Below are 24,601 nucleotides of genomic sequence, written 5' to 3'. Positions count from 1 at the left end.
TATTTAGTTTAATTTAGTTATTACGTCTTTTAAAGTTTGTATGGTACCAACGTTACCTGGAAAAACAACGTAAGGTAAGTTGGGGAATTTAGTTTGGTTGTTCATTTGCCAAACAGGAATACCTGCTTGAATTTGCCCTATTACTTTTGAGCGTTTCATTTTTAAGCCTTTTGTGGCCAAATCATGTGATGTAATACCGCCTTTGGCTATTAAATATTTGGGTTGGGTGGTTAATCCTTCAACTATTTTTACCAATGCATTTGAAATTGCTGCTGCAATATTTATTGTGGCTGTTTCACTGTTTCCTGTTACTAATTTTCTACTTGTAAAAACAATACAATTTTTTCCAGATTTTAAAACGCTATCTAACTTACTTATAAACAGTTGTAAATATGTTTTAGAATTTTCACTTAAAACCTGTTCTACATCAACTTCAAAGGTGGTGGTTTCATCAAAAAGTTGTAATGCTTCTTTGAGTTGATCTGATGATTTTTTCACATAAGAACCTACAATGGTTAATCCGCCAACATTTGTTTTTGAGGTGGTTAATAAATCTTCAGCAGATAATAAGTTTTGAGGTGTTTGTCCAATATACGACGGTACAAATGAACTTGATGTTCTGTAAATTATTTGCTTTCCGTTTTCTTGAGCTATAAGTAATGCGTTTGATACTTTATCTAAATCATGATAATTAACACTATTAAAAATGCAATAGCAGTTTTTAGGCAAACTTAAAATAGCTGCTGCTAATTCTTTAGTGTTTTTAATTCTAATATCTTCTAAAGAAAAAGAAATTACACTAGACGCTTTAATACGTCCTTCAGATTTTTCTTCAATATACGCTTTAAGATTTGCTTTTGAATATTTAAACGAATGATCTTGCGCAAATGGTGTGTTATTAACAGGTGTTAAAACATCATTATCTAAAATGTAATGTGTGTTATTAACCGTTACACGATTACCTTCAAACATAACCGGTAAAAACACTGTAATGGCATCTTGTAATTTTAAATATGATTTTAAAGTTGAAGGTTCCAACGGGAAATGGCCACGTAATGTAGAATCGCTTCTACTAATAATGGTGAATTCACGTTTTGTAATTTCAGAAGCTTTTAAGATGTTTTGAGCAATTTCAGTATACACCCTTTTAGTTTCTTTAGCTGATAAACTTCTAGAATTAGTTAACACAAAAAACACAGGTGTGCCTTTTGTGAATTCTTCAATAAAAACCGTTTCGTTCCAAGTGGTTAGCAACGGAATGTTATAAACGGTTTGGTTTCCCGTTGGATCATCATCAATTACAATACAAGCCTTATTTAGTTTGTTGAATAGTTGTTGGTTTAAGCTTCTGTAATTGATGGTTTCAGGCTTTGGTAATGTAGCTAATATGTTAGTAAAAGAAATGTTCATTTAATATTTTTCAATAGCTATAACTCTTGCGGGTGCACCATCGCCTCCTTCAATTTTAAGTGGTAAAGCAATAAGCTCTACGCAGTTGGTTGTTAATTGGTTAAGATTGGTTAAGCCTTCAACAATTACAACACTTTGTAATAATATTTTATGAATTTTTGTTACTTCATCAATGTTATTTACATCGGCAACAGATGGCGGTTCAACACCAAGTATTTTAACTTTATTATCCACACACCAATGCGCTAAATTTTCACTAATTCGTGGTAATTCATCACGGTATTTAGGTGTGTTTACAAATTGAGACCATCCTGTTTTAAAAACTAAGCTATCTCCTTTTTCAAAAGCTTTGAGTATGTTTTCAGGAATATGAAATACTTCTATTACACCTTTTGCACCTACATGTGCTACATCAATTACCCATGCTTTCCCAACAAAGTTTTTTACTGGTATTGCATCAATTGTTTGCTCACTTACATTAAAATGAACGGGCGCATCCATGTGTGTACCACAATGCGAATAAAATGTAAGCGTGCTTGCATTCCAGCCATCATTTTTAACAGTTTTAGCAGTTTGTTTTGAAAAACCACTAAAACTGTTGGAGTATGTTAATGTAAGATCTACAATATTCATGTATGATTATAAATTTTTAATAACAGCATCGGCCACATCAGAAGTACTGGCATTTCCTCCTAAATCTACCGTTAAAACACCAGAAGATGTTGTTTTATCAATAGCTTCCATAATACTATTAGCAGCTTCGGTTTCGCCTAAATGATTTAACATTATTGAGGCAGACCAAATTTGACCGTAAGGGTTTGCAATATTTTTACCAGCTATATCTGGTGCAGAACCATGAATAGGCTCAAACATTGATGGAAATTCTTTTTCAGGATTAACATTTCCACTGCCACCTAAACCAAGGCTTCCCATTACAGCACCTCCTAAATCACTTAAAATATCACCAAATAAATTGGTTGTTAAAACCACGTCAAAAATTTCTGGTTTTAAAACAAACATAGCCGTAGAGTTATCAATATACATTTGTTCGTGCTCTACATCTGGGTATTGCTGCGCTACTTCTTTAATAACTCTGTCCCAATAACTTAAACTATTAATTAAAGTGTTAGATTTTGTAATATGGGTTACTTTATTACGTCTTGTACGTGCTAATTTAAATGCGTAATGCGCAACACGTTCAATGCCTTTTCTTGTAAATACACTGGTATCTGTACCCATACCGTTGGCTTCATCTGGTAAATATTGTCCGCCCATTTGTACAAATTCACCTTCTGTATTTTCTCTAACAATAACAAAGTCTATATGTTTGTCGGTTCTTAATGGGCGCTGCACACCAGGATACGTTCTAACTGGCCTGTAATTAACATATTGATTAAAACCTGTACGTACTTTAAATGTATAATCTTTAGCAGGTAAAGTGTCGTCAACTTCGGGTAAACCAACTGAGCCAAAATATACGGCATCAAAAGCTTTAAGAATTTCTAAACCGTTTGCTGGCATAAACTCGTTATTTTTTAAATAATAACCAGCGCCCCAATCAAACGTTTCAGTATTAATTGAAAAACCATGTTTTTTTGCTACGGCGTTTATAACGCGTAATCCTTCAGGCACAATTTCTTTACCTATACCATCACCTGGAACAACCGCTATTTTGTAATTTTTACTCATTTAATTTTAAATTTTCTTTTGCGCAAATTATTGCGCTAAGTTAGTTGTTTTATCTAATTTGTTTTCAAAAATAGAAAAAAAACATAATAAAACATGATAAAAACACATTTTTTACTAAAAAATATGCGCAAATTATTGCATAAATAAATTTTAGTTTTAATTTTGAAAACTATTTAAATTCAATATTTTGAAAAAGAAAGCTACATTACAAGACATTGCAAAGGCCTTAAGCATATCTACTTCTACAGCATCTAGGGCGTTACAAAACAACCCTAGAATAAGTGATAGTATGCGTAAAAAAGTATTAGATGTAGCTAAAGAACTCAATTATTTTGAAACTAAGTTTCCTGAAACTATTATTCCTAGAAAATTAAATGCTATTGGTGTTATTGTGCCTAAAATAAGTTATCATTTATATGCTATGGCCATAAGCGGAATTGAAAAAGTTGCCGAAGAAAACGGTATGCACCTCATTATTTGTCAGTCTAACGAATCTTTTGAACGTGAAAAAAGTTTAACTGAAGAACTTATAGAAATTGGTGTTTCTGGTTTAATAATTTCTTTAGCCAGTGAAACAAAACAATTTGAGCACTTTTTAGAGTTGAAAAAGAAACAAATTCCACTTGTGTTTTTTAACAGACAATGTGATGAAGTTGACACCCATAAAGTTGTAATAGATAATTTTAAAGCAGCATATGATGCTACAGAACACCTAACATCAATTGGCTGTAAAAATATAGCTTTTATTGGTGGTCCGCCAATTTTACAAATTAGTAACACGAGGCAATTAGGCTATGAACAAGCTTTAAAAGACGCTAATATTATTAAAAACAACAAACTTATTGAGTATTGTAATTTTACTAAAGAAAGTAACTTAAGTGCTGCCAGAAAATTATTGTACGCTCCTACGCCGCCCGATGGCATTATTGCTTTTAGTGACCAAGTAGCTATTTCTGCAATGCTTGCAGCCAAAGAACGCGGATTAAATATTCCTGAAGATTTGGCTATTATTGGTTTTAACAATGAACCTGTGAACGAACTTTTAGAGCCTTCATTAACAAGTATAGATCAACCTGCTTACCAAATGGGCTTTGAAGCTGCTCAACTAATATTTAATAACATAAAAAATAAAGCAGATACCACTTATACGCAACGCATTTTAAAATCTGAATTAGTTATTAGAAACTCAACCAACAGAAATAAGCGTAAATAACTGTTTGATTCTTTAAAAAAAACATTTGTTGTAACCTTAGCGTTTTAGCATGCCTAATTTTGTACTTATAACACAAAAAATTACCATGCATAAATTTCTTCTTATTACAGCCATAGTGTTATTAGGAGCTTGTTCTTCTAAAAGAAAAGAAAACACATCAGTTAATATTGCCAATTCTAAAATACAACTTGAAGCCAAAGTTGATTCATTAATAAAAAACATGCCTTTAGAAGAAAAAGTAGCACAGCTTCAAGGTATTTGGATGAAAGATTTAATGGATGGCACAAAATTATCTTTAGATTCTTGCCGAAAAAAAATTCCGCATGGTATTGGCTATTTAGCACAATTTTCGGGTAATTTAAAAACAAATCCAACAGAATTAAAAATTGCAATTGCAGATCTTCAAGATTATTTAATTAATGAAACCGAAAGTCAAATTCCTGCTATTTTTTCAGAAGAAGCCATTAGCGGGTTTTCTACAAAAGGCGCTACAACTTTGCCTCAACAAATTGGCATGGGCTGTTCTTGGAATCCTAGTTTAATTGAACGTAACAGCGCTAACACATCAAAATTAATGCGCAGCGTTGGGGCTACACATGTGCTGTCTCCTATGCTAGATATATGTAGAAATTCACATTGGGGAAGAATTGAAGAAAGCTTTGGTGAAGAGCCTTATTTAACTGCTAGCATGGGTTTAGCTTTTGTTAAAGGAATGCAAACTGATGATTTAACCAATGGCGTTGCTACTACAATTAAGCATTTTGCTGGTTACGGATATAAAGGTGATTTTGATGAGAAAAATTTTTACGAAGAAACACTTTTACCCCATGAAGTTGCCATAAAATTAGGTAATGCGCAAAATGCCATGGCTGGTTATCATCAAATAAAAAATATTCCTTGTTCAGCAAACCCTGAATTACTCACCACTATTTTAAGAGAAGAATTAGGGTTTAACGGCGTTGTAGTATCAGATTTTTGGTCTGTAAAACAAGTATTTTCAAGATATAAGCATGCTAAAACAGAAGCTGAAGCTGGTGTTTTAAGTTTGAAAGCAGGTTTAGATGTTGAACTGCCATTTGGCATGAGTTTTCCTTATTTAAAAAATGAAATTAATAAAGGTTCTATCTCTGTAAGCGTTATAGATAAAGCTTTAAAGCGCGTGTTAATATCAAAAGGAAATCTTGGTTTATTAGACTATAAACGACCAGAAATAAAACCTGTAGATTTAGATCCGCCTACTAACCGAACTTTAGCTTACAATGCCGCTTGCGAAGCCATAGTATTACTAAAAAACAATGGTATTTTACCACTTTCAAAAAACACAAAAAAAATAGCTGTTGTTGGCCCTAATGCCAATGCTGTTCAGTCTTTATTAGGTGACTACACACACCAATCTTTATCTACCTTTTTTAGATCGGAGCCTGTAGACCCAAATAATCCTAAACTTGTTACTTTACTTGAAGGATTACAAAATACACTAGGAAATAACACCGAAATTAATTTTGAAAGAGGTTGTGATTGGACTAAAATTAACAACAAACAACCCAATGAAAAAATTGGCGATGAGCGCATTAAAAAGTTTGCATATATTGGTGTTAAAGATTTTCCTGAACCAAATACAAAACGTGCTTTAAAAATAGCTAAAGAAAGCGATGTAATTATTGCCGCTATGGGAGAACACCTCTATTTAGTGGGCGAAGGTAGAGACAGAAAAGACATTCATTTACCTGGAGAGCAAGCGGCTTTTGTTAAACAATTACAAGCTACTGGAAAACCTGTGGTTTTGGTTATTTTTGGAGGCAGACCACAAATTATAACAGAGTTAGCTCCAAAATGCGCTGCCATTATACAAGCGTGGTTTCCTGGAGAAGAAGGCGGCAACGCATTGTCAGATATTATTACAGGAAAGGTAAATCCGTCAGCAAAATTAACCGTTACGTACCCTAAACACAACGGGCAAGCACCTATTGTTTACAGTAAAGGTTATGATGAAAATGACATGCCCATGTACCCTTTTGGCTACGGATTAAGTTATGCGTCATTTGTTTATAATAATTTAAATGCACCTGCTACGGTTTCAATAAACGATGAAACTATTCCGCTTTCATTCACAATAACAAATAAAAGTAAATTTGATGGGGCAGAAATTGCTCAATTATATGTAACACCTCCAAAAGAAAACAATCATTTAGAGCCTATTGAATTAAAAGGTTTTGCTAAAGTGTATTTAAAAAAAGGCGCCACAAAAACTATTGAAATTTTAGTTTCACCTCAACAATTGGCTTATTATAAAAACAAAAAATGGATTATTAATCCTGGAGTATATCAATTTAAAATTGGAGCTTCTTCTTTAGATATTAAATTATCTAAAAACATTAACATTGAAGGCAAACAAGTGGTTTTAAAAACACGTGATGTTTTCTTTTCAAAAAATAAAATAACACCAAACTAACAATTACTTTCTAACTCTTAATACATATAAAACATCAATAGTTTTCGAAGATGTAATAATTTTTGAGTAACGTATTTTTAAATTATTAAGATTTTTTATTAATTCTTTTTAATTAGATTGATTACATTATTTACCAAAATCATGGCACTTTTCGAAACTTCTAATTGATTAAAAGTCCCCGAAATATAAGTATCTAATTGCGGACAATACCATAAAAACGACGCTGTAGATCCAGAATGACCAATAAGCTGCAAGTCAGATTCTGTGTTAGTTAATTCATCAATAGACACTTGTCTTATCCCAAAACCGTATTCCATTCCTTTTGATTCAGTTACCCAATTTTGCATGGCTAAACGTGTGTCTTTCTTTACAATTTTATCGGTATTAAAGGCTTTTAAAAATGCTATTAAATCGTGAGTGGTTGAGACTAAGCCGCCTCCGCCCCAATCGGCACTTAAGCTTTTAAGAGAAGATAATTCATATTGACTTGCATAGAATTTAACTATAGAACGTTTATTATCTATAGCTTTAGATTTTAAGTTCATGTACGAACTATTCATATTCAATGGTTGAAAAATATGCTGCTTAAAGAACTCTTCTAACGGTAAACCACTAACATTTTCAATAATTAAGGCTAGAAGCACATATTCAGTATCTGTGTAATGATAACCTTTACTAGGAACAAAATGAGGTGTCATTTTTTCTTTAGAAAATTGAATCAGTCCTTCAGCAGACCACAATTTATTAGGATTCATTAATAGTTGATTGATGATATTCGGACTTCCGTCGTTAGTTTCATCGGTGAAATAATCAGGTAAACCAGAGGTGTGTTGTAATAAATGTGCGATGGTTAAATCTTTTGAATAGTTTTTACCATTTAAAACATGAAGATTATTCACCAAAGAATCTGGTATGTACTGAGCAATTTTATCTTCAAAACTTAATAACTTTCTATCTTTTAAAATACCAATTGCTGTTGCGGTAAACATCTTGGTAATGCTAGCTGTATAAAATGGATGATTTATTGAAATAGAATCTTCTTTACTTTCCGCAATCTGAATATCGACACCACGGGATTCAGAATACACGTGTAGCATTCCACTTTTTATATTTTCCTTTACTAATTCGGTTTTAAAATATTTTTTAATTGTTGTTTCTATTGTTTGTTGAGCAATAGCTGATAATCCAACTAAAAATATTATACCTAGAAATAGATGTTTCATAATATTAGTGATTTGTTGAATAATGGTTTTGTAAGTTAAAATTTTACACCAATATAAAGGTTAGGTTCAAACAGAAAATAGGAATCCCATTTCTTGTCGAGTTGCTTAAATGAATCTGGCGTATTGGTGTCAAAATGCCAAACATTACAATGAAATTGTGGTTCTATAAAAAACTGTTTCTTTTTACCAAAAGCAAAATGATAACCAATATGATATGAGTTGTAGAGTTTAAAACCGTTGGCTATTTTCTTGTCATTAAGATCTAAATACGTTTTGTATAATGGTAATACTTCAATTGAAGCAAATAACCCTTTCCATAGCATACGTTGGTATGAGATACCTATACCTGTCTCGCGTAAATAGCCAGGATAAAATTCGGTTTCAGAATCTATTTTGTCTGTAAGTCCATCCCACCATTGAATTCCCATAGGTTGAAACAAACGCCAAGTGGCAAATTTTACGCCAACTATGTTTTTGGCATCGAGCTCGCGTTTAACGTGTAATTCAATGTGTTGTGTGTTGGTTCTTTTACCTCCGTCACCAATATTAGATAAGATAATAGCAGGAAAACTAACTCTGTATTTTAAATCAGAGTCATTGTGTTTTTCTTGTTTGGAAATCTGTTGAGCAAAACCGTGAATTGTGAAAAGTGTTAAGCAGATAATTACTAATTTTTTCATTGTGATGGATGTTTAAATTGTTCGTTTTTTGATTGTTAATTTTATGGAACAAAGATGAGACAGAAGTGAAAGTCAATCGTCCTGAATTATGATTTCAAACCTTTTTGAAATTCAGCACTTATTGCTGATTTTTAGGGTTTTTGAATAAAAAAAAAGGCTTAACACAATTAGTGCTAAACCTTTAATTAATCTTTAGAGTATTATTTTAAAACAACGCTTTTGGATGAGAGGTGAGTTTATCTACATTTTTAGTGATTTTCTCGATATCCCAATCCCACCATTTAAGTTCTAATAGTTTTGAAATAATGTCATCTGAAAAACGTTTTTTAATCGGTTTTGCAGGATTGCCACCAACAATAGTGTAAGGTTCTACGTTTTTTGTAACCACTGCTTTTGTGGCTATAATAGCACCATCACCAATGGTTACACCAGGCATAATGGTAGCATCGTGACCAATCCACACATCATTACCAATTACGGTGTTACCTTTAGTTGGATAGTTTTTACTATCCATTGCATGTTGCCACGCACCACCAAAAATAGCAAATGGGTAAGCAGATGTAGCTTCGGTCAAATGATTACCACCATTCATAATAAAAATTGCGCCAGAAGCAATCATACAAAACTTACCAATGATGAGTTTGTCACCAATAAAATCGAAATGGTATTTCACATTTTTTTCAAAGTTAGAAACATCTTCAAAATCGTCATAATAGGTGTAGTCACCAACCTCAATATTAGGATTGTTGATGTAGTTTTTCAAAAAGCACAACTTATCGTAATTGGCTAACGGAAAAACGGTATTTGGATCTGGAATGTTCATATTCATAATGTATTAGCTTCTTCTCTAAAATAGTCTTTTAAATGATACTCGCCATAAGTTGGGGCAATATTATCCTCAGCCATTAAGGTTAAGAAAAATTCAATAGGACCATAGGTTTTTACGCTGGTAAATGTTCTTAAAGTCCAAATAGTGAATCGTCTTAAGCAATCTGGTAAACGCGTTATTTTTATGGGCTTGTTTAATGAAGTCAGTGCGAGTTTACTAATATCATTTAAGCTTAATATATCAGGACCTCCAATTGTTAATTCGTTGTTGAAATCCTCTAATTTATCGACAATAGCTTTTGCTAAATCCTCTCCGTGAATTGGATTGAATTTTTGATTGCCTGATCCAAATAAATACACACGACCCGATTTTGCCATTTGCAGAAAATCTTTCATGTCTGAGAAAAATCCATTAGGTCTAACAATGGTATAATTTAATCCTGATGTTTTTAAAGCGTCAACAAACTTTTCTTTGGCTTCAAAAATTTTCAAATTTCGATGTTTATCGCCATTAATAGCAGACACATAAACAAAGTGATTTACACCAGACTTTTTAGCTTCTTCAAGTAAATTCATATTTGCTTGATAATCGACATCCATATAAGTTAAACCATCCTTTTGCCTCGTAATGCCAACGGTTGAAATGACCGTGTCTATGCCCTTACAAATGTCTCGTAAAGTTTCGGGTTTGGTGACTTCGGCTTGTTTAATTTCCAGATAGTTTTCATTAGGATTATCAATCTGATTTGGGTTACGGACAATAGCAACCACCTGGTTTTGTTTTTCTATTAAAACCTTTAATAAATGTCTGCCAAGATAACCAGTAGCACCTGCCAATAAAACATTGATATGTTGCATATCTGTAATTTATTGGTTAAACTCTTTTGTTAATAGTTTTTCAATAATAGTATTACGCTGTGTGCCAGTATCGTCTTGCTTATTGCTTAATAGTACAATAGTAGCATCGTATTCTGGTATAAAGCCAATCATACTCCAGTAACCATTGATATCGCCACCATGCCAGTAAAGTGTAGTGTTACCTTCTTGTGTTGTAAACCAACCCAAACCAAAATCTACATAACCACTTGGCACATCTTGCGCGAATATATCGTCTTTTTCCGTAGCCGAAAACCAGTTCGTCTTTACCGCATTTGTCCAAGTTTCCATATCTTTTGGTGTGCTACTAAAATCGCCAGCGCCAAACGCTAAATTCATAGGGTAAACACTATTTGCACTACCATTGTTGTAGCCTTCGGCATGTGTGTTTTGGTCAATAATATCAGTACCTCTGTATGTGTCTGTCATTTGCAAAGGATTAAAAATATTTTGCTGAATGTAGTCGTGGTAAGACATGTTAGTAAGTTCTTCAACCAGCAAAGCCGCAATAAGGTAGTTAGAGTTACTGTATTGTTTCCCTGCGCCTGGTGTAAAGTTGAGTCCGTTTTCTGTAATTAATTCAATAATCACTTCATAGATATCTTCTTCATCAAAAAAGCTTCCTTGTGCTGCAGCATCTTCAACCACAAATTGATAATCTGGAATACCTGATTGGTGCGATAAAAGTTGTGCAATACTAATTTGATTTCCATTTGGAAACTCTGGATCAAATTCGTTTAACGTTTGGTTGTAATTAGAAATATAACCATCGCGTTTTAGCTGAATAATTGCAGCTGCAGTTAATGTTTTAGATACCGAACCAATGCGGTAAGCTAATTCGTAATCCTGAGGAAGTGCAGTATTTTCATTGGCTAAGCCAAAACCTTGGCGCACCAAATCGTTTCCATTTTTTGTGATAATAACATAGCCTTGAAAGTTAATGTCGGTTAATAAATTTTCAGCGGTTGTGTAATTAACGGAAGGTGTGTTACTGTCATCATCAGATGAGCATGATGTAAAAAGGATCACCATGCTAACTGCTAATGCGACTAATAATTTGTGTAAAGTTGTCATAACTGTTGTTGTTTTGATTGATTTAATGGAATAAAAAATTGTAAATATGTTCGTTAAAATTGATGTCTTGGGTTGTTTTACCTAAAGGAAATCCGACGTTAAAAGGATCTGAATTTGGCCAAGTATGACCTCCGTTTTTTATCTTCATAAAAGCAACCGAGTTATAATTTTCTACTATTATTGAGGTGTTGTCATCTACAACATCATACTCAGAAACCAAGGCTTTTTTATTTGATTTATTTCTTTGTTTCCAATAGTCTAAGCAGTCAGTGACGGAAAGGTATGCATTGTTCATACCATCGGGAGAAACAATTTCATCTGCTGTACCATGAACATACATGGCTTTTACGGGCTCTGAAGACTGCATGCGGTTTTTTACTTCATTTGGCATAGGTGCTCCTACAGAAACAAAACCTTTTATCGTATTGGGTAATTCAGCAACTAAGCGTTGAATAAAAAAACCACCTCTTGAAAGGCCAGTAGCATAAATTTTATCGACATCTATAGGATAGTGTTTTTGTAGTTTTTGTATAAGTATTTGTATGAATTCCACATCTTTAGTGCCATGATCGTAGTCTTGCTCAAAGCCTACATTCCAATCGTTATTGAGACCTTGCGGATACACCACAATAAAATCTTTTGCTTCGGCTAAAGCGTTGGTGTTTGTATAAAACATATGTTCTATTGCGGTCATCCCAGAACCGTGAAAGTTCAGCAATAATGGCACTTTTTCGTCTGAATTTATTTTTGACGAACTATAAATTGTAAACTGTCTAACGGTGTCGTTTGCTTTTATAAATCGTGTTTGTGCATTGTGTTTTAAACCCATCAATGCCATAAAGGCAATAAGCCATACTTGTTTTTTCATTTTGAAAATATTTTACTGATTGTATGGCAAAGGTGAAGCAAGTTTCAGTGCTAATCGTTCCGAATTATAATTTAGAACGTTCGGAATTTGAAATGAAAAGTAATTTACTTAGAGTGTTTTTGCACCCATTTGCTAGGTGTAATCCCTTCAGCTTTTTTGAAGTATGTATTAAATACGCTTTTAGAATTAAAACCACTATCATAAGCCAACCCAAGAATAGTAAGATGAGAATTTTTAGGGTTTAAGGCTATAGTTTTAAAATGATTAAGACGAAAGTAGTTTATAAAATCATTAAAATTTTTATTGAATTCAGTATTAAGTAACCAAGACAATTTATTAGGATGTAAATCAATACTTTCACCTAGTTCTTTTAATGAAAGATTTGGGTTTAAAAATGGCTTATTGTTTTTTATAAAATTCTCTAAAATCAACTTATATTCCTTGATCTCAGAATCATTAGAAGGTTTTGAAATTTCTCTTTCAATTTTATTTATAACTTCTTTGTTTTCTGAGAATGATTCTGAAGAAATAATTTGTTTTGTTATTAATTGAAAGCGCTTGTTTTCTCTCAAAGAATCTAAAAAAGGATCTAATTGAAAGTTAACTAATTGACCTACTTTTAATTTCATTTTATCTTCTAAAACATCTAGTGCTTTTTCTGTATTACCATAATGTATCAGTAAATAAAAATGCCAAGGATATATATATTTAAAACTTTCATCTATATCAATAGTGGCAATGTCAATAGGTCTTTTTAATTGTTTTTTATTAATCAAACTAAATAACGCTTTGCAAATTTCAGGATTATTTAGTTGTGGCATTACAGCAATAAAGTTTTCAAATTTTGAAACGTCGTTTAAAAATATATAACATGCTAATTTAGTTTCAATTGCTAAACTAAAATTTGGATCTATTCTTAAACATTCATTTAAATGTAAAATAGATTCGTTATACATTTTTTTTAGAAAATAAATATTTCCTTTAGTAAAATGATGATTAGGTGATAATGGACTAATTTCTATAGCCTTATTAATATTTAGTAAAGCTTTTTCTAACTGATTAGTAGCCATATATATTTCGGCAATACCCTCATAAGCTATAGCATAGTTTGGGTTTTTATGTAATGTTTCTTTTAATAAATTTATGCCATTAGTGTAATTCCATTGGTTCCAAAAACTTAATGAAGATTGAGAAAAATATGCTAAATAAGATGATGAATTAATTTTTAAGCCTTTATTTAAATAATGTTTAGCTAATCTTTCTCCTTCTGTTTTATCTATAAAACCCCAACTAGATAAAATACCATAGGATCTACTTAATGCAAAGTAAGCATCATAAAAATTTGCATCAACTGCTATACTTTTTTTATAATAATCTATTGCATTAAGATAATCTTCTAAAACCCAATTAAGTTGATAAGCTCTACCTTTTAAATATAATTTATAAGCATAAATATTTTTAGTTCCAATTATAGATATGTGGTTATGTATATGTAAGTGCCCAAAGTTTTCCCTAATCTGTTCTGCAATTATTAAACTTATTTCATCTTGAAGTTCAAAAATATGATCTAATTTTCTATCAAAATTTTGTGACCAAATTTGAAAACCATCATTTGTTCGTATTAACTGGGTATTAATGCGGATTCTATCTTTAAATATTCTAATACTACCTTCTAAGATGGTTGCTACACTTAATTGACTACCAATATGTCTAACATCAATGCTTTTGTTTTTAAAAGCAAAAGAAGAAGTCCTAGCAATTACTTTTAGACCTTTAATTTTGGTTAAAGCATTAATAATTTCTTCTGTAATTCCGTCACTAAAATATTCATTGTCAATATCATTACTCATATTAACAAATGGTAGAACAGCTATAGATTTTTTGTTTATCTGCACTAAATTTGATAAGTTATTTAGTGATAAAAATATGAATTAATTTATAACAAATACAAAAGGCAACAATATTGTAGAGAACTTGAAATGTACTTCATAATGAAATAATGTAATGTTTTATATAAAATTTGTAATTTTAATTTATGAATTACACAGCAAACACGTACTATTTTGATTATGAAAACCCTGTTATAAAAAATATAACAAAAGAGTTTGAGCATTTACATTCTAAACAAAAAATTATTGAGAGTTTATATATAAAAATACGTGACAATTGGCGTTATACACCTTTTAATATTGGCTTAACTAAAGCACATTTTAAAGCTAGTAATATTGCCAAAAAAAATCATGGACATTGTATTGATAAGGCCATTTTATATATTGCTTGTTTACGCTCATTTAATATTCCTGCCCGCCTACATTTAGCTAAAGTATCAAACCACATAGCTACTGAACGTTTAGAAAAAATAATTGGTACTAATGAATTAGCACCACATGGGTTAGTTGATGTTTTTTACAACGAAAAATGGGTGAAATGTTCACCAGCATTCAATATAGAGCTTTGTAAAATTTACAATGTTGATGTTTTAGATTTTGATGGTACTCATGATGCCGTTTTACAAGAATATAATAAAGATGACCATAAATTCATGACATATTTAGAAGATTACGGCCATTTTGAAGATGTCCCTTTCATTTTTATCAAAGAAACATTTAAAAAAAATTACCCAGAATTATATGAGCAATTTAAAGATAAAAATGAAATGTTGCTTTAAGACAATACTACTTACCAATACAAAAATTAGCAAAAATATTACCAAGTAAATCATCATTAGATATTTCTCCCGTAATCTCACCAAAATAATATAAAGCCTGACGAATATCTATTGCCAACAAATCGCCTGATAAGCCAGTTTCAAGACCATATTTTACCTTTTGTACTTCTTCTAAAGCCTTTAGTAAAGAATCATAATGTCTTGTATTTGTTACAATAGTATCGTTATTTTTTAAAGCTCCTGTATTTACAAAACTTAAAAGTGTATTTTTTAGTTGTTCTACACCGTCATTTGTTTTAGCCGATAACATTTGAGCTTGAGATTTAGCTCCTGTTTTAGATATATTTGTTAGTACTTTATTTAATTCTGAAAATTGTACTTCAGAAATTTTATCAGACTTATTTGCAATAATTAATAACGGTTTTTGCGGATACTTGTTTTTAATTTTTTCAATTTCAACTTTCAGTAGATTTGATTTTTCGGTGTCATTTACAAACACATCAGCTTCAAAAAGATAAATAACTACCTGTGCTTGTTCTATTTTTTCAAAGGTTTTTTTAATTCCAATGCTTTCAACTACATCTTTGGTATCTCTTATACCTGCTGTATCTATAAACCTAAACCCTATGCCGCCAATAGAAATTTCGTCTTCAATAGTATCGCGTGTAGTACCCGCAATGTCACTTACTATAGCACGTTCTTCATTTAAAAGTGCATTTAATAATGTAGATTTACCAACATTGGGTTCTCCTACAATAGCTACTGGTATACCATTTTTAATAACATTACCAACGGCAAAAGAATCTATTAAACGTTTTAAAACCGTTAAAATTCTAGCTGTTAAATCTTTAAACTGGGTTCTATCGGCAAATTCTACATCTTCTTCTGCAAAATCTAATTCTAATTCAATTAAACTAGCAAAATTTAATAACTCTTCGCGTAATTTGGCAATTTCAGTAGAAAAACCCCCACGCATTTGTTGCATAGCAATTTGGTGAGATGCTTCATTATCACTAGCAATTAAATCGGCTACAGCTTCGGCTTGACTTAAATCTAATTTCCCATTTAAAAAAGCACGCAATGTAAATTCGCCCGCAGTGGCCATTCGGCACCCGTTTCTTAAAAATAATTGTATTATTTCTTGTTGAATATAATTAGAACCATGACAAGATATTTCTACTACATTTTCACCTGTATAAGAATTAGGGTTTTTAAAAACAGATACCAAAACTTCATCTAAAGTTCTATTTTCTTCAATTATATGTCCCAAATGTATAGTGTGCGTTGGCTGTTTGGCTAATTGCTTGCCAGAAACAGATTTAAATTGTTTTTCGGCAATAGTAATAGCGTCATTTCCAGAAAGTCTTATAACTGCAATGGCACCTGCTCCTGAAGGTGTTGCCAAAGCTACAATAGTATCATTATTAATCATGCTGCAAAAATATAATATTATTTAGTGCTTTGGCTCATTTGTTTTATTCATATAACCATTTGAAGCATTAAAAAATTATAATAAAGTTAAAATTTGTGATACTAAACTAAACAATTGCACAATGATTAAACAAAAACTGATATTTATAAGCTGTTTAACTGCTGGCTTATTAATTACAAATTGTAGTAGCGGTAATGATGATAACAACACACCAACAGCCGATACTATTAAGCCAACAATTAACTGCCTTGAAACTATAAATATTTCTGTTGATAATTTTACTACTGAAACCGCTGTAACATACACAACACCTGTTGGTACAGATGATAATGATGGGGCTATAACAACACAAATTAGCGGTATTGCATCGGGTGAATTATTTCCAATAGGAACTACCACCAATACTTTTGAAGTTAAAGATGCTGCCGGAAACACTAGCACTTGTAGTTTTGATGTTGTTGTTTCTCAAAATACACCCTCTGAAAATATGCCGTTTTTTGTTGAAATAAACCCAACACCTAATGGCAAAAAATGGGTTAAGGTTGAAGAATTATCTGATGAATTTAATAACGCTAGTTTTGATGATTCTAAATGGTTTAGAGACCCTTCAAAAGATCCATTTGGTTGGTACGGAAGACCTCCAGCTCTGTTTGAAGCCGACAATGTTACTGTTAGCAATGGAAACCTTAATGTTACTGTTGAAAAATTTGATAACCCTAAAAATGTAAAAAATATAAATTGGACACATGGTGGTGCTATTTTACGCTCTAAAACCAAAGCAAAACATGGTTATTATTATGAGTGTAAAATGCAAGCAAACAAAACCGTTATGTCTTCTACATTCTGGATTGCCTTTCTTCAAAATTGTAATACAGGCCCACTAAGAAAATTAGAATTAGACATACAAGAATGTGTTGGAAGAACTCATAGTGGAACCCAATCTTGGGCAAGCAAATGGGATGCTATTTACCATTCTAATACTTGGAGACATAACAGAATTTGTGATACTGAAGAAACTGAAAGCAAAAATGCACCTGCTAAAATAAACTTAGAAGAAAAAAATCATTCTAGATATTTTGTTTATGGCTGTTGGTGGAAATCACCTTCGGAAATTATTTTCTATCTAGATGGTAAATATGCTTACACCATAACACCACCAACTAACTTTGATTTGGAAGGACATATTACAATGGCTATTGAAACCTATGATTGGAACCCCATTGATGAAAATAATTTATTTGAAACTGCCTCATGGGATGATAGAACTACAAAATACGACTGGGTAAGAACATGGAAATTAGAAGATAACTAATTTATTGTTTTAATACATTAAAATAGAGTATATTTGGGCCCCATTTTACAAAACCACCATGCAAGTACAATCATCATTATTAAAAAATGAATGTATAAAAGAAGAAATTATACCTATAGGGAAATTATATTTTTTTGATACATTTTTAATAGCAGAATTTAAGGAAGGGGTTGTTGTTAACTTTGAAAATTTTAAAGAAGCAACGATACTTATAAAAGAATTTTACGGTAATAAGCCTTTTGGTTTTATTGGTAATAGAGTAAACTCATACGCCATTGATTTAAAAGACGGCCCTTTGTTTACCAAAGAATTCACCAACTTAAAAGCCTACGCTACTGTAATTTACAACGTAATTAACAATAAACTTTTTGACCTAGAAAAACACTTTTTTAAGTTTAATAAAGAAAATTTTACCGATTTAGATTTGGCTATTGAATGGGTTAAAACCTGTGTAAATGAAAACTAGTGTTTACTTATTTAATAAGTAAACACCATCTGTTTTAATATCTATTTGGCGTTGTTTATATAAAGTTCCAATAGCTTTTTTAAAGCTCTTTTTACTCATTTGCAACACGTCTTTAATTGTTTCTGGGTCAGATTTATCGGTTAAATTTAAAAAGCCACTATTATCTTCTAGCATTTCTAAAACACGCTTAGCATTAGGCTCTATATTTCTATATCCTATTTGGCCTAAAACAATGTCTAATTTATTACCAGGTCTTATTTTTTTAACAATAGCTTTAAACTTATCACCTACGTTTACATCGGTAAATATGGTATCTTTAAAAATTAAGCCTGTGTGTTGCTTATTTACAATAACATTCCAACCAATATCAGACGGATGCGAAACTATAATATCTACTTCATCAAATTGGTTTACTGTTAATGTTTTATTACTTAAAAAATGGTTTGTTTTACTTGAAGCTACAAGTCTTTCGGTTTTTTCATCTAAATAGCAATGTACCAAATACCAACCGCCTGGTTTCATTTTAAAGGACTGTTCTTTAAATGGGCAAAAGAGTTCTTTTACCAAACCCCAATCTAAAAACGCACCAAAATCATTTACTTGGCTACAGCGTAGTAAGGCAAAATCGCCCAGAGTTATGTAAGGCACATCGGTGGTGGCGACAAGTCTTTCTTCATTATCTAAATACACAAAAACATCAATTTTATCCCAAATTTTAAATGCACTTGGCACATAACGGTTTGGTAATAAAACTTCGTTATTTTCTTCATCTACTAAATAGACGCCGTGGTCTGTTTCGCGTAGTATTTCTAAGGTATTTATTTTTCCTAATTGCATCATGTGGCAAAGGTAGTAATATAAACTAACAAATTGTGTTTTGCGTTAAGGATTGAAGCAAGTTACCGTGTAACGCGGAAAGCCTGACCCCAATTTTTCATCGGGGTAACGCCCAAATATATTTTTAAGTTTAGCGCATAAAAAAAGCGCTACTATGTGCAGCGCTTAATATTTTTTATAAGAATATCTATTTATGAGTAAATAGCTTCTTTACCAAAATGTTTGGCTAATAAGTAGTATACAACAGCTCTGTATTTTGTTCTGTTTGATTTACCGTATTGCTCAATTACGCTAGCAATTGCACCGTCTAAATCATCAGATTCACTTAAACCTAATTTTTTAATTAAGAAGTTGTTTTTTACGGTGTCTAATTCTTTTTGGTCTGAACCAGATACGGTTGAAGCATCTGCATTATAAATAGATGGCCCACAACCAATTGTTACTTTGGTTAAAAAATCCATGTCTGCATCAACTCCACATTTCTCTTTTAAATCTGCTGCGTATTTTGCAATAAGTTCGTCACGTTTACTCATGATTAATTTAGTGTTTAAGTGTTAGTAAAATATTTTAATTGATAACTTTTTTAAAGATACAATTTTTAGACACAGCTGTAAAAAATAAGTCACATTTTTACTTTATAAATTTAAAATAATTTAAAAGGATTTCATCATTAGTATTTTTTGGGGTAAATATTTCTAATAATTTTGGAGTATCGTCTTCATTAAAAAATGTTTTTAAAGCGCTTTTTAATGATGTATTATCATGTGCTTTTTCATAGTTAAACCCATACATGGCGCATAAATGTTTTGCTGTTAAATGGTGTGTGGTTTCAAAATAGGTATCAAAATTTTCGGTGTTTTTGTGGCCTGGTAAAATCCTGAAAATACCACCACCTTGATTGTTTATTACTATAATTCTAAAATTTAAAGGAATATGGTTGTTCCAAAGGGCATTGCTATCGTAAAAAAAGCTTAAATCGCCTGTAATGAGTGTTGTTTGTTTGTTTGAAACTGATGCAAACCCAATAGCTGTAGCCGTACTACCATCTATACCACTTGTACCACGGTTACAATACACCTCTAAAGTATTATTTAATGTAAACAACTGCGCATAGCGTATGGTTGAACTATTGCTTAGTTGTAAAACCGTATGGTTTGGTATGGCTTGTAATAGTGTGTTAAAAGCCGTAAAATCTGAAAATGGAATGGTTTTTAAATACGCACTATGTTTTAAAATTCTATGCTTTTTTACGTTTTCCCAATACGTTTGATAGTTACTTTTTACGGCATTTATTTTAGGTAAAAATACGTTGAAAAATGTATTTGGTGTGGTTTCTATAATTTTATTTAAACTGAAAAACGTGTTGTTAGCTTTAGTATTACCAATATGCCAATGCTGTTTAGGTTTGTAATTGCGTAAAAATGCTTTTATTTTTTTTGATACTACTAATCCGCCAAAGGTGAGTAATATTTCTGGTTGAAGCTTATTGAAATCATCTGCATTTAATGGCGCAATTATTTGATCTATACTTGGAAAAAAAGCGTTGTTGTGAATGTTTGAAGTCGTTTCTGTAAAAACAATAACGCTTTTATCATTAGCTAATGCATCAAGCCAATGCTGTTCAATGTCGTTGGGTTTATTTACGCCTACTAAAATCATTTTACGTTTTGCGTTATTCCAATCTGCAACACAAGTATTTAAAACATCATCATTAACCGTATCATCTTTTATTTTAGGTAATTGAACTTCTGGCTGTACAGATAAATGTTCAACACGTTCATATAATGGTTCATTAAAAGGCACATTTAAATGTACAGGTCCTTTTTTTTCTATTGAAACATTAATGGCTTTGTTAATTTCAGTTTCATTATAAGTTTGAATAGATTGTTTTAAACCTAATAACGTTTCAATTTTATTTTCTAAATTTTGAAAAATAGGCACATCTTCGGTTTGATTTTCTGCTTCATTTTCATTTAAATCTTGCTTCAAATTGGCCGAATAATGAATGTGATTTTCAAAAACATTGGGCTGATTAATGGTTTGCCCATCACCAATACCAATTAAATGCTTAGGTCTATCAGCCGAAATAACTACTAACGGAATATGGCTGTAAAAGGCCTCGGCAACTGCCGGATAATAATTTAATAGCGCACTACCCGATGTACAAACCACAGCTGTTGGTTCTTGTAATTTTTGTGCAATACCAAGTGCAAAAAATGCCGCACAACGCTCATCTACAACACTGTAACATTTAAAATAGTTGTTATTTGAAAACCCAATGGTTAGTGGTGCATTACGGCTACCAGGAGATAAAACTATATGTTTAATACCTTTAGCTTTACAAAGTTGAATAACGGTTTGGGCTAACGGAATTTTAGGATACATCATAGAACTAAAAAATGTAATACAAAATTACAAAATAGTGCTTTAAATATATGCCAAAACCACTGTTAATACTTTTATAAAACCGATTTTATTATTAATGATTTTGAAACGGTTTCCTCCCACTCTTTTTCGGCATTAGATCCTTTTGTAATACCGCCACCTATATACACTAACGCTTGGTTGTTTTTAAGTTGCATGCAACGCAAGTTAACATACAATTGTGTGCTTTTTTTAGTGGTGCTGTATGCCCTATTTTCTATGTTGCGTTTGCTAGATCGTGGTTTTAAAGTAGTTTCATAATTTAATTCTCCTAAAAAACCTGTATAAAACTCACGATTATAAGGCTCGTGTTTTAAAATAAATTGTTTGGCTTTTTCTTTGGGCACACCGCAAACAGCTGGTGTTGGGTGCATGGTTTTTATAACATCGTTTAAATTGGCAGTAGTTTTTAGCTGTGCAGATATTATGGTTTTTAAATGTAGTAAACTCCCCGCTTTAACTGTGTTTGTTTTTGAAACCTGAATACTTTGGGCGGCAGATTTTAAATTTTTAACCACATAATCTGTTACGTATTGCTGTTCTTGTAATTCTTTATTTTGCCAAACCACATCTAAACTGCCATTATACACTTGTGTACCGGCCAAGGCCATTATAGAAAATCTGCTACCTTCAATTTTTACTAAGGTTTCTGGGGTAGCGCCTAACCACAACCCTACTTTTGGGTGATACCAGCAGTACACAAATGCCTTTTGATAGTTTTGAAGTAAACGTTTAAATATTAAAAACGGATTCTCGGTGTTTAAATCTATACTTTCAACCCTAGATAATACTACTTTTTTTAAAGTGTCTTCTTTTAAAACTTCAACAGCTTTTTCAACTAATGCTATATGCTGTTTTTTTGAAACGTCATCAAATTTGGCATTTGTATTACTTGAAAAATTGCTAGTTTCAGTGTAATCATTTAGTGTTATGGTTTCACAAGCTTTAAAAGGAAATAAAACTGTTTTTTGAGAATCATCAAAAGGAGAAAACACAAAGCCTTGTTCTGTAAAATTTGATGTTGTATGCAATTCATCAGTTTTTTGTAATAAACCGCTAACTTTTGTTTTATTTGGCTTACGGTATACTACAAATGGTAACTGCTGTTTGTATTGGGTTTCAATATGGTTGAAAAACACTTCCGAAGTCATTATTTATCTATTTTTTTGGAAGCGAAATGGTAGTTAATTTACAAACCGATATTAAGTTTTCATCATCATCGGTAATTTTAATATCAATAAGTTGTGTAGTGCGGCCTTTATGTAAAAACGTGGCCTTGGCATACACAAAACCAGATTTTACGCTTTTTAAATGGTTTGCCGTAATTTCTAAACCACGAACAAACATATTTTCTGTATCAATAAAAATATGCGATGCAAAACTACCCACGGTTTCAGCTAAAGCAGCTGTAGCGCCACCGTGCAAAACACCATCGGGTTGATGTACTTTGGGTGTAACAGGCATGCGGGCTATTAAAAAATCGTCACCAAAATCAATCATTTTAATATCTAAGGTTTCCATTAAAGTATTTTTGGTAGCGTTATTTGCTTGTTCTAATACCATTTCTTTAGATAGTTGCATGCTGAATAATTTTTTAATTTTTAGTTTGCAAAAATACAAAACTTAAAGCATTAGTATTTGTTTTGTTGTTGTTGGTTTATATTTTTTTGAGTTTACAAACTGCACTATTTCGTGTTTTTATCTATTAAAATTTACTTTTAAACTATTATAAACTTTAATATAAAAAAAAGGTTTTAAAATTGAATAATTAAAAGTAAATCAACCAATTATGAAATCTTTTTTGCTATTATTAACATGTATGTTTTGTGCAGTCTCTCAAGCACAATATCCTTCAGAAGATGATAAATTGCATATTATTGCAGGTGCAGTTATTTCAACAAGTATTTATACCGTAGTTTATATTAAAACAAAAGATAAGAAAAAGGCCTTTTGGTATAGCTTTGGTATGGCTACAGCCGCTGGAATTACTAAAGAGCTCTTAGATAGCGGAAAACCCAATAACAAATTTGATACTGTTGAAGCTGCTAGTAGCGCACTTGGTGGACTAGCGGCTAGTTTTACCTTAAGTATTTTTACAGGCAAAAACAAAGCTAAAAAACAAAAAGAAGCATTGCTATTAGCTAACTAAACCTTTTACAATAGCTTTAACGGGTAAAATAGCTTTGGTGTGCTCTATACTTGGGCCAGCAACCCAAACTGTTTTGTAGGTAGCTTTGGTGGCCGCATTTTTAGTGGCATTCATACCTATTGAAAAACGTATCATTTTCACCCACTTTTTAAGTTTTCGGTTTTTATTTAATATGTTTTCAATCCACGTAGATTTTGTGCCTATTTTTTTTACATAAGGTGTATTTATAACAGTACACGGTGTACCAGAAATACGTTCTGTCATTACAATATCATCGGCGCCATAATCTACACAAGCTTGTTTATACTCACTAGTTACACCAGCTTCTACAGATGCTATAAACGGACTGCCAACTGATACGCCCGAAGCGCCGTAGCTTAACATTTTATCAACATCTGCCTTACAACCAACACCACCTGCCGAAATAACAGGAATATTACAATTTGCTACCAATTCTGTAATTAAATCTTTTGGTGAAATATTGCCTCGGTGGCCACCTGCTTCATTATTTACAGCAATAATAGCATCGGCACCTAAAGCTTCCACTTTTTTTGCAAATTTTAAATCGGTTACATCACAAAATACTTTTATACCTGCTTTGTGAGCTTGTTTTATGGTTTCCTCTGGACTACCCAGTGAGGTTATAATAAAATCACAACCTTCGTTACACAAAACTTCTAACTGCGCTTTGTATTTTACATTCGATTTATTTACAATTAAATTAAACCCAAATGAACCACCTTCAACTTTTGCCTTTTTAAGAGCTTGTATAGCCTCACTTAATTCATCTAACGTACGGTAATTTAATGCTGGTATACAACCTGCTATACCACTTTTCATAGCCTCGGTTACCATAGCAACATTAGATACCAAAAACATGGGTGCTTGTATAATTGGGTATTTTATATTTAAAATATTGGTGATACTTACAGACATACTATTTCAATTTAAACAAATATAATAAATATTATGCATGCATAACAAATTTATATTTAATCTG

At 31.8% G+C, this 24,601-nt stretch carries 23 protein-coding genes; 6 read left to right on the top strand and 17 right to left on the bottom strand.

The genetic code is table 11. From position 1 onward, the window contains the following. Positions 1-3 precede the first annotated feature (3 nt). Genes ACYX4H_RS12815 through ACYX4H_RS12805 form a run of 3 tightly spaced genes read right to left on the bottom strand, consistent with a single transcriptional unit; the run spans position 4 to position 3,099 of the window. Positions 4-1,410, bottom strand: a complete 1,407-nt coding sequence (locus tag ACYX4H_RS12815; protein ID WP_476236677.1) for a four-carbon acid sugar kinase family protein — start codon at positions 1,408-1,410, stop codon at positions 4-6. Next, entirely contained in the window at positions 1,411-2,043 is a 633-nt protein-coding gene (locus ACYX4H_RS12810) for a cyclase family protein (protein ID WP_475296228.1), read from the bottom strand. It lies immediately after the preceding gene. Between the two features lie 6 nt (positions 2,044-2,049). Then, entirely contained in the window at positions 2,050-3,099 is a 1,050-nt protein-coding gene (locus tag ACYX4H_RS12805) for a tartrate dehydrogenase (RefSeq protein WP_476236676.1), read from the bottom strand. 187 nt (positions 3,100-3,286) lie between these two features. Between ACYX4H_RS12805 and ACYX4H_RS12800 the strand changes: the two genes are divergently transcribed. Together ACYX4H_RS12800 and ACYX4H_RS12795 are read left to right on the top strand one after the other, a co-directional pair. After that, positions 3,287-4,312, top strand: coding sequence for a LacI family DNA-binding transcriptional regulator (locus ACYX4H_RS12800; protein WP_476236674.1), 1,026 nt, complete (start codon positions 3,287-3,289; stop codon positions 4,310-4,312). Between the two features lie 85 nt (positions 4,313-4,397). Then, a complete protein-coding gene (locus tag ACYX4H_RS12795; RefSeq protein WP_476236673.1) occupies positions 4,398-6,764 on the top strand; it encodes a glycoside hydrolase family 3 N-terminal domain-containing protein in 2,367 nt (788 codons plus the stop codon). A gap of 98 nt (positions 6,765-6,862) precedes the next feature. On the opposite strand, the gene ACYX4H_RS12790 is transcribed toward ACYX4H_RS12795, so the two are convergent. The 7 genes from ACYX4H_RS12790 to ACYX4H_RS12760 form a co-directional block, all read right to left on the bottom strand. Continuing rightward, positions 6,863-7,987, bottom strand: a complete 1,125-nt coding sequence (locus tag ACYX4H_RS12790) for a serine hydrolase domain-containing protein (RefSeq protein ID WP_476236672.1) — start codon at positions 7,985-7,987, stop codon at positions 6,863-6,865. A gap of 35 nt (positions 7,988-8,022) precedes the next feature. Continuing rightward, on the bottom strand, positions 8,023-8,667 hold the full coding sequence (locus ACYX4H_RS12785; protein ID WP_476236671.1) for a hypothetical protein: 645 nt from the start codon (positions 8,665-8,667) through the stop codon (positions 8,023-8,025). A 205-nt stretch (positions 8,668-8,872) separates the two neighbouring features. Continuing rightward, positions 8,873-9,490 carry a CatB-related O-acetyltransferase gene (locus ACYX4H_RS12780; RefSeq protein ID WP_476238664.1) on the bottom strand — a complete coding sequence of 206 codons (618 nt, stop codon included), beginning with the start codon at positions 9,488-9,490 and terminating at the stop codon, positions 8,873-8,875. A gap of 2 nt (positions 9,491-9,492) precedes the next feature. Further along, a complete protein-coding gene (locus tag ACYX4H_RS12775) occupies positions 9,493-10,353 on the bottom strand; it encodes an SDR family oxidoreductase (RefSeq protein ID WP_476236669.1) in 861 nt (286 codons plus the stop codon). A 9-nt stretch (positions 10,354-10,362) separates the two neighbouring features. Beyond that, a complete protein-coding gene (locus ACYX4H_RS12770) occupies positions 10,363-11,445 on the bottom strand; it encodes a serine hydrolase domain-containing protein (RefSeq protein WP_476236668.1) in 1,083 nt (360 codons plus the stop codon). Between the two features lie 22 nt (positions 11,446-11,467). Continuing rightward, positions 11,468-12,313: a CE1 family esterase gene (locus ACYX4H_RS12765; protein WP_476236667.1), complete on the bottom strand. Its 846-nt coding sequence runs from the start codon at positions 12,311-12,313 to the stop codon at positions 11,468-11,470. Positions 12,314-12,417: 104 nt separating this feature from the next. Continuing rightward, positions 12,418-14,208 carry a helix-turn-helix domain-containing protein gene (locus ACYX4H_RS12760; RefSeq protein WP_476236666.1) on the bottom strand — a complete coding sequence of 597 codons (1,791 nt, stop codon included), beginning with the start codon at positions 14,206-14,208 and terminating at the stop codon, positions 12,418-12,420. Positions 14,209-14,348: 140 nt separating this feature from the next. Here ACYX4H_RS12760 and ACYX4H_RS12755 point away from each other — a divergent pair, with 140 nt between their 5' ends. Next, entirely contained in the window at positions 14,349-14,981 is a 633-nt protein-coding gene (locus tag ACYX4H_RS12755) for a transglutaminase-like domain-containing protein (RefSeq protein WP_476236665.1), read from the top strand. Positions 14,982-14,988: 7 nt separating this feature from the next. Here the strand turns inward: ACYX4H_RS12755 and mnmE are convergent, their stop codons facing one another. Beyond that, positions 14,989-16,413, bottom strand: coding sequence for a tRNA uridine-5-carboxymethylaminomethyl(34) synthesis GTPase MnmE (gene mnmE, locus ACYX4H_RS12750; RefSeq protein ID WP_476236664.1), 1,425 nt, complete (start codon positions 16,411-16,413; stop codon positions 14,989-14,991). Between the two features lie 121 nt (positions 16,414-16,534). On the opposite strand from mnmE, the gene ACYX4H_RS12745 reads away from it, so the two are divergent. Together ACYX4H_RS12745 and ACYX4H_RS12740 are read left to right on the top strand one after the other, a co-directional pair. Continuing rightward, positions 16,535-17,725: an HYR domain-containing protein gene (locus ACYX4H_RS12745; RefSeq protein WP_476236663.1), complete on the top strand. Its 1,191-nt coding sequence runs from the start codon at positions 16,535-16,537 to the stop codon at positions 17,723-17,725. Between the two features lie 58 nt (positions 17,726-17,783). Next, entirely contained in the window at positions 17,784-18,191 is a 408-nt protein-coding gene (locus ACYX4H_RS12740; protein WP_476236662.1) for a hypothetical protein, read from the top strand. A gap of 3 nt (positions 18,192-18,194) precedes the next feature. Here the strand turns inward: ACYX4H_RS12740 and ACYX4H_RS12735 are convergent, their stop codons facing one another. The 5 genes from ACYX4H_RS12735 to ACYX4H_RS12715 form a co-directional block, all read right to left on the bottom strand. After that, complete coding sequence (locus tag ACYX4H_RS12735; protein WP_476236661.1) at positions 18,195-19,031, bottom strand: CvfB family protein; 837 nt, start codon at positions 19,029-19,031, stop codon at positions 18,195-18,197. Between the two features lie 188 nt (positions 19,032-19,219). After that, on the bottom strand, positions 19,220-19,561 hold the full coding sequence (locus ACYX4H_RS12730; protein WP_475296201.1) for a DUF2853 family protein: 342 nt from the start codon (positions 19,559-19,561) through the stop codon (positions 19,220-19,222). Positions 19,562-19,658: 97 nt separating this feature from the next. Then, the gene (gene menD, locus ACYX4H_RS12725) at positions 19,659-21,416 is read right to left on the bottom strand and encodes a 2-succinyl-5-enolpyruvyl-6-hydroxy-3-cyclohexene-1-carboxylate synthase (protein ID WP_476236660.1); all 1,758 of its coding nucleotides are present in this window, start codon (positions 21,414-21,416) and stop codon (positions 19,659-19,661) included. Positions 21,417-21,487: 71 nt separating this feature from the next. Continuing rightward, entirely contained in the window at positions 21,488-22,603 is a 1,116-nt protein-coding gene (locus ACYX4H_RS12720; protein WP_476236659.1) for a chorismate-binding protein, read from the bottom strand. Positions 22,604-22,610: 7 nt separating this feature from the next. Next, the gene (locus tag ACYX4H_RS12715; protein WP_476236657.1) at positions 22,611-23,033 is read right to left on the bottom strand and encodes a PaaI family thioesterase; all 423 of its coding nucleotides are present in this window, start codon (positions 23,031-23,033) and stop codon (positions 22,611-22,613) included. A 208-nt stretch (positions 23,034-23,241) separates the two neighbouring features. On the opposite strand from ACYX4H_RS12715, the gene ACYX4H_RS12710 reads away from it, so the two are divergent. After that, entirely contained in the window at positions 23,242-23,601 is a 360-nt protein-coding gene (locus ACYX4H_RS12710; RefSeq protein WP_476236656.1) for a hypothetical protein, read from the top strand. Here ACYX4H_RS12710 and ACYX4H_RS12705 read toward each other — a convergent pair. After that, on the bottom strand, positions 23,590-24,537 hold the full coding sequence (locus ACYX4H_RS12705) for an NAD(P)H-dependent flavin oxidoreductase (RefSeq protein WP_476236654.1): 948 nt from the start codon (positions 24,535-24,537) through the stop codon (positions 23,590-23,592). The two genes, ACYX4H_RS12710 and ACYX4H_RS12705, sit on opposite strands and share 12 nt — an antisense overlap. Between the last annotated feature and the right edge of the window lie 64 nt (positions 24,538-24,601).

Source organism: Seonamhaeicola sp. ABD4_340, from assembly GCF_056312135.1.
This window is presented reverse-complemented; position numbering and strand designations above follow the sequence as displayed.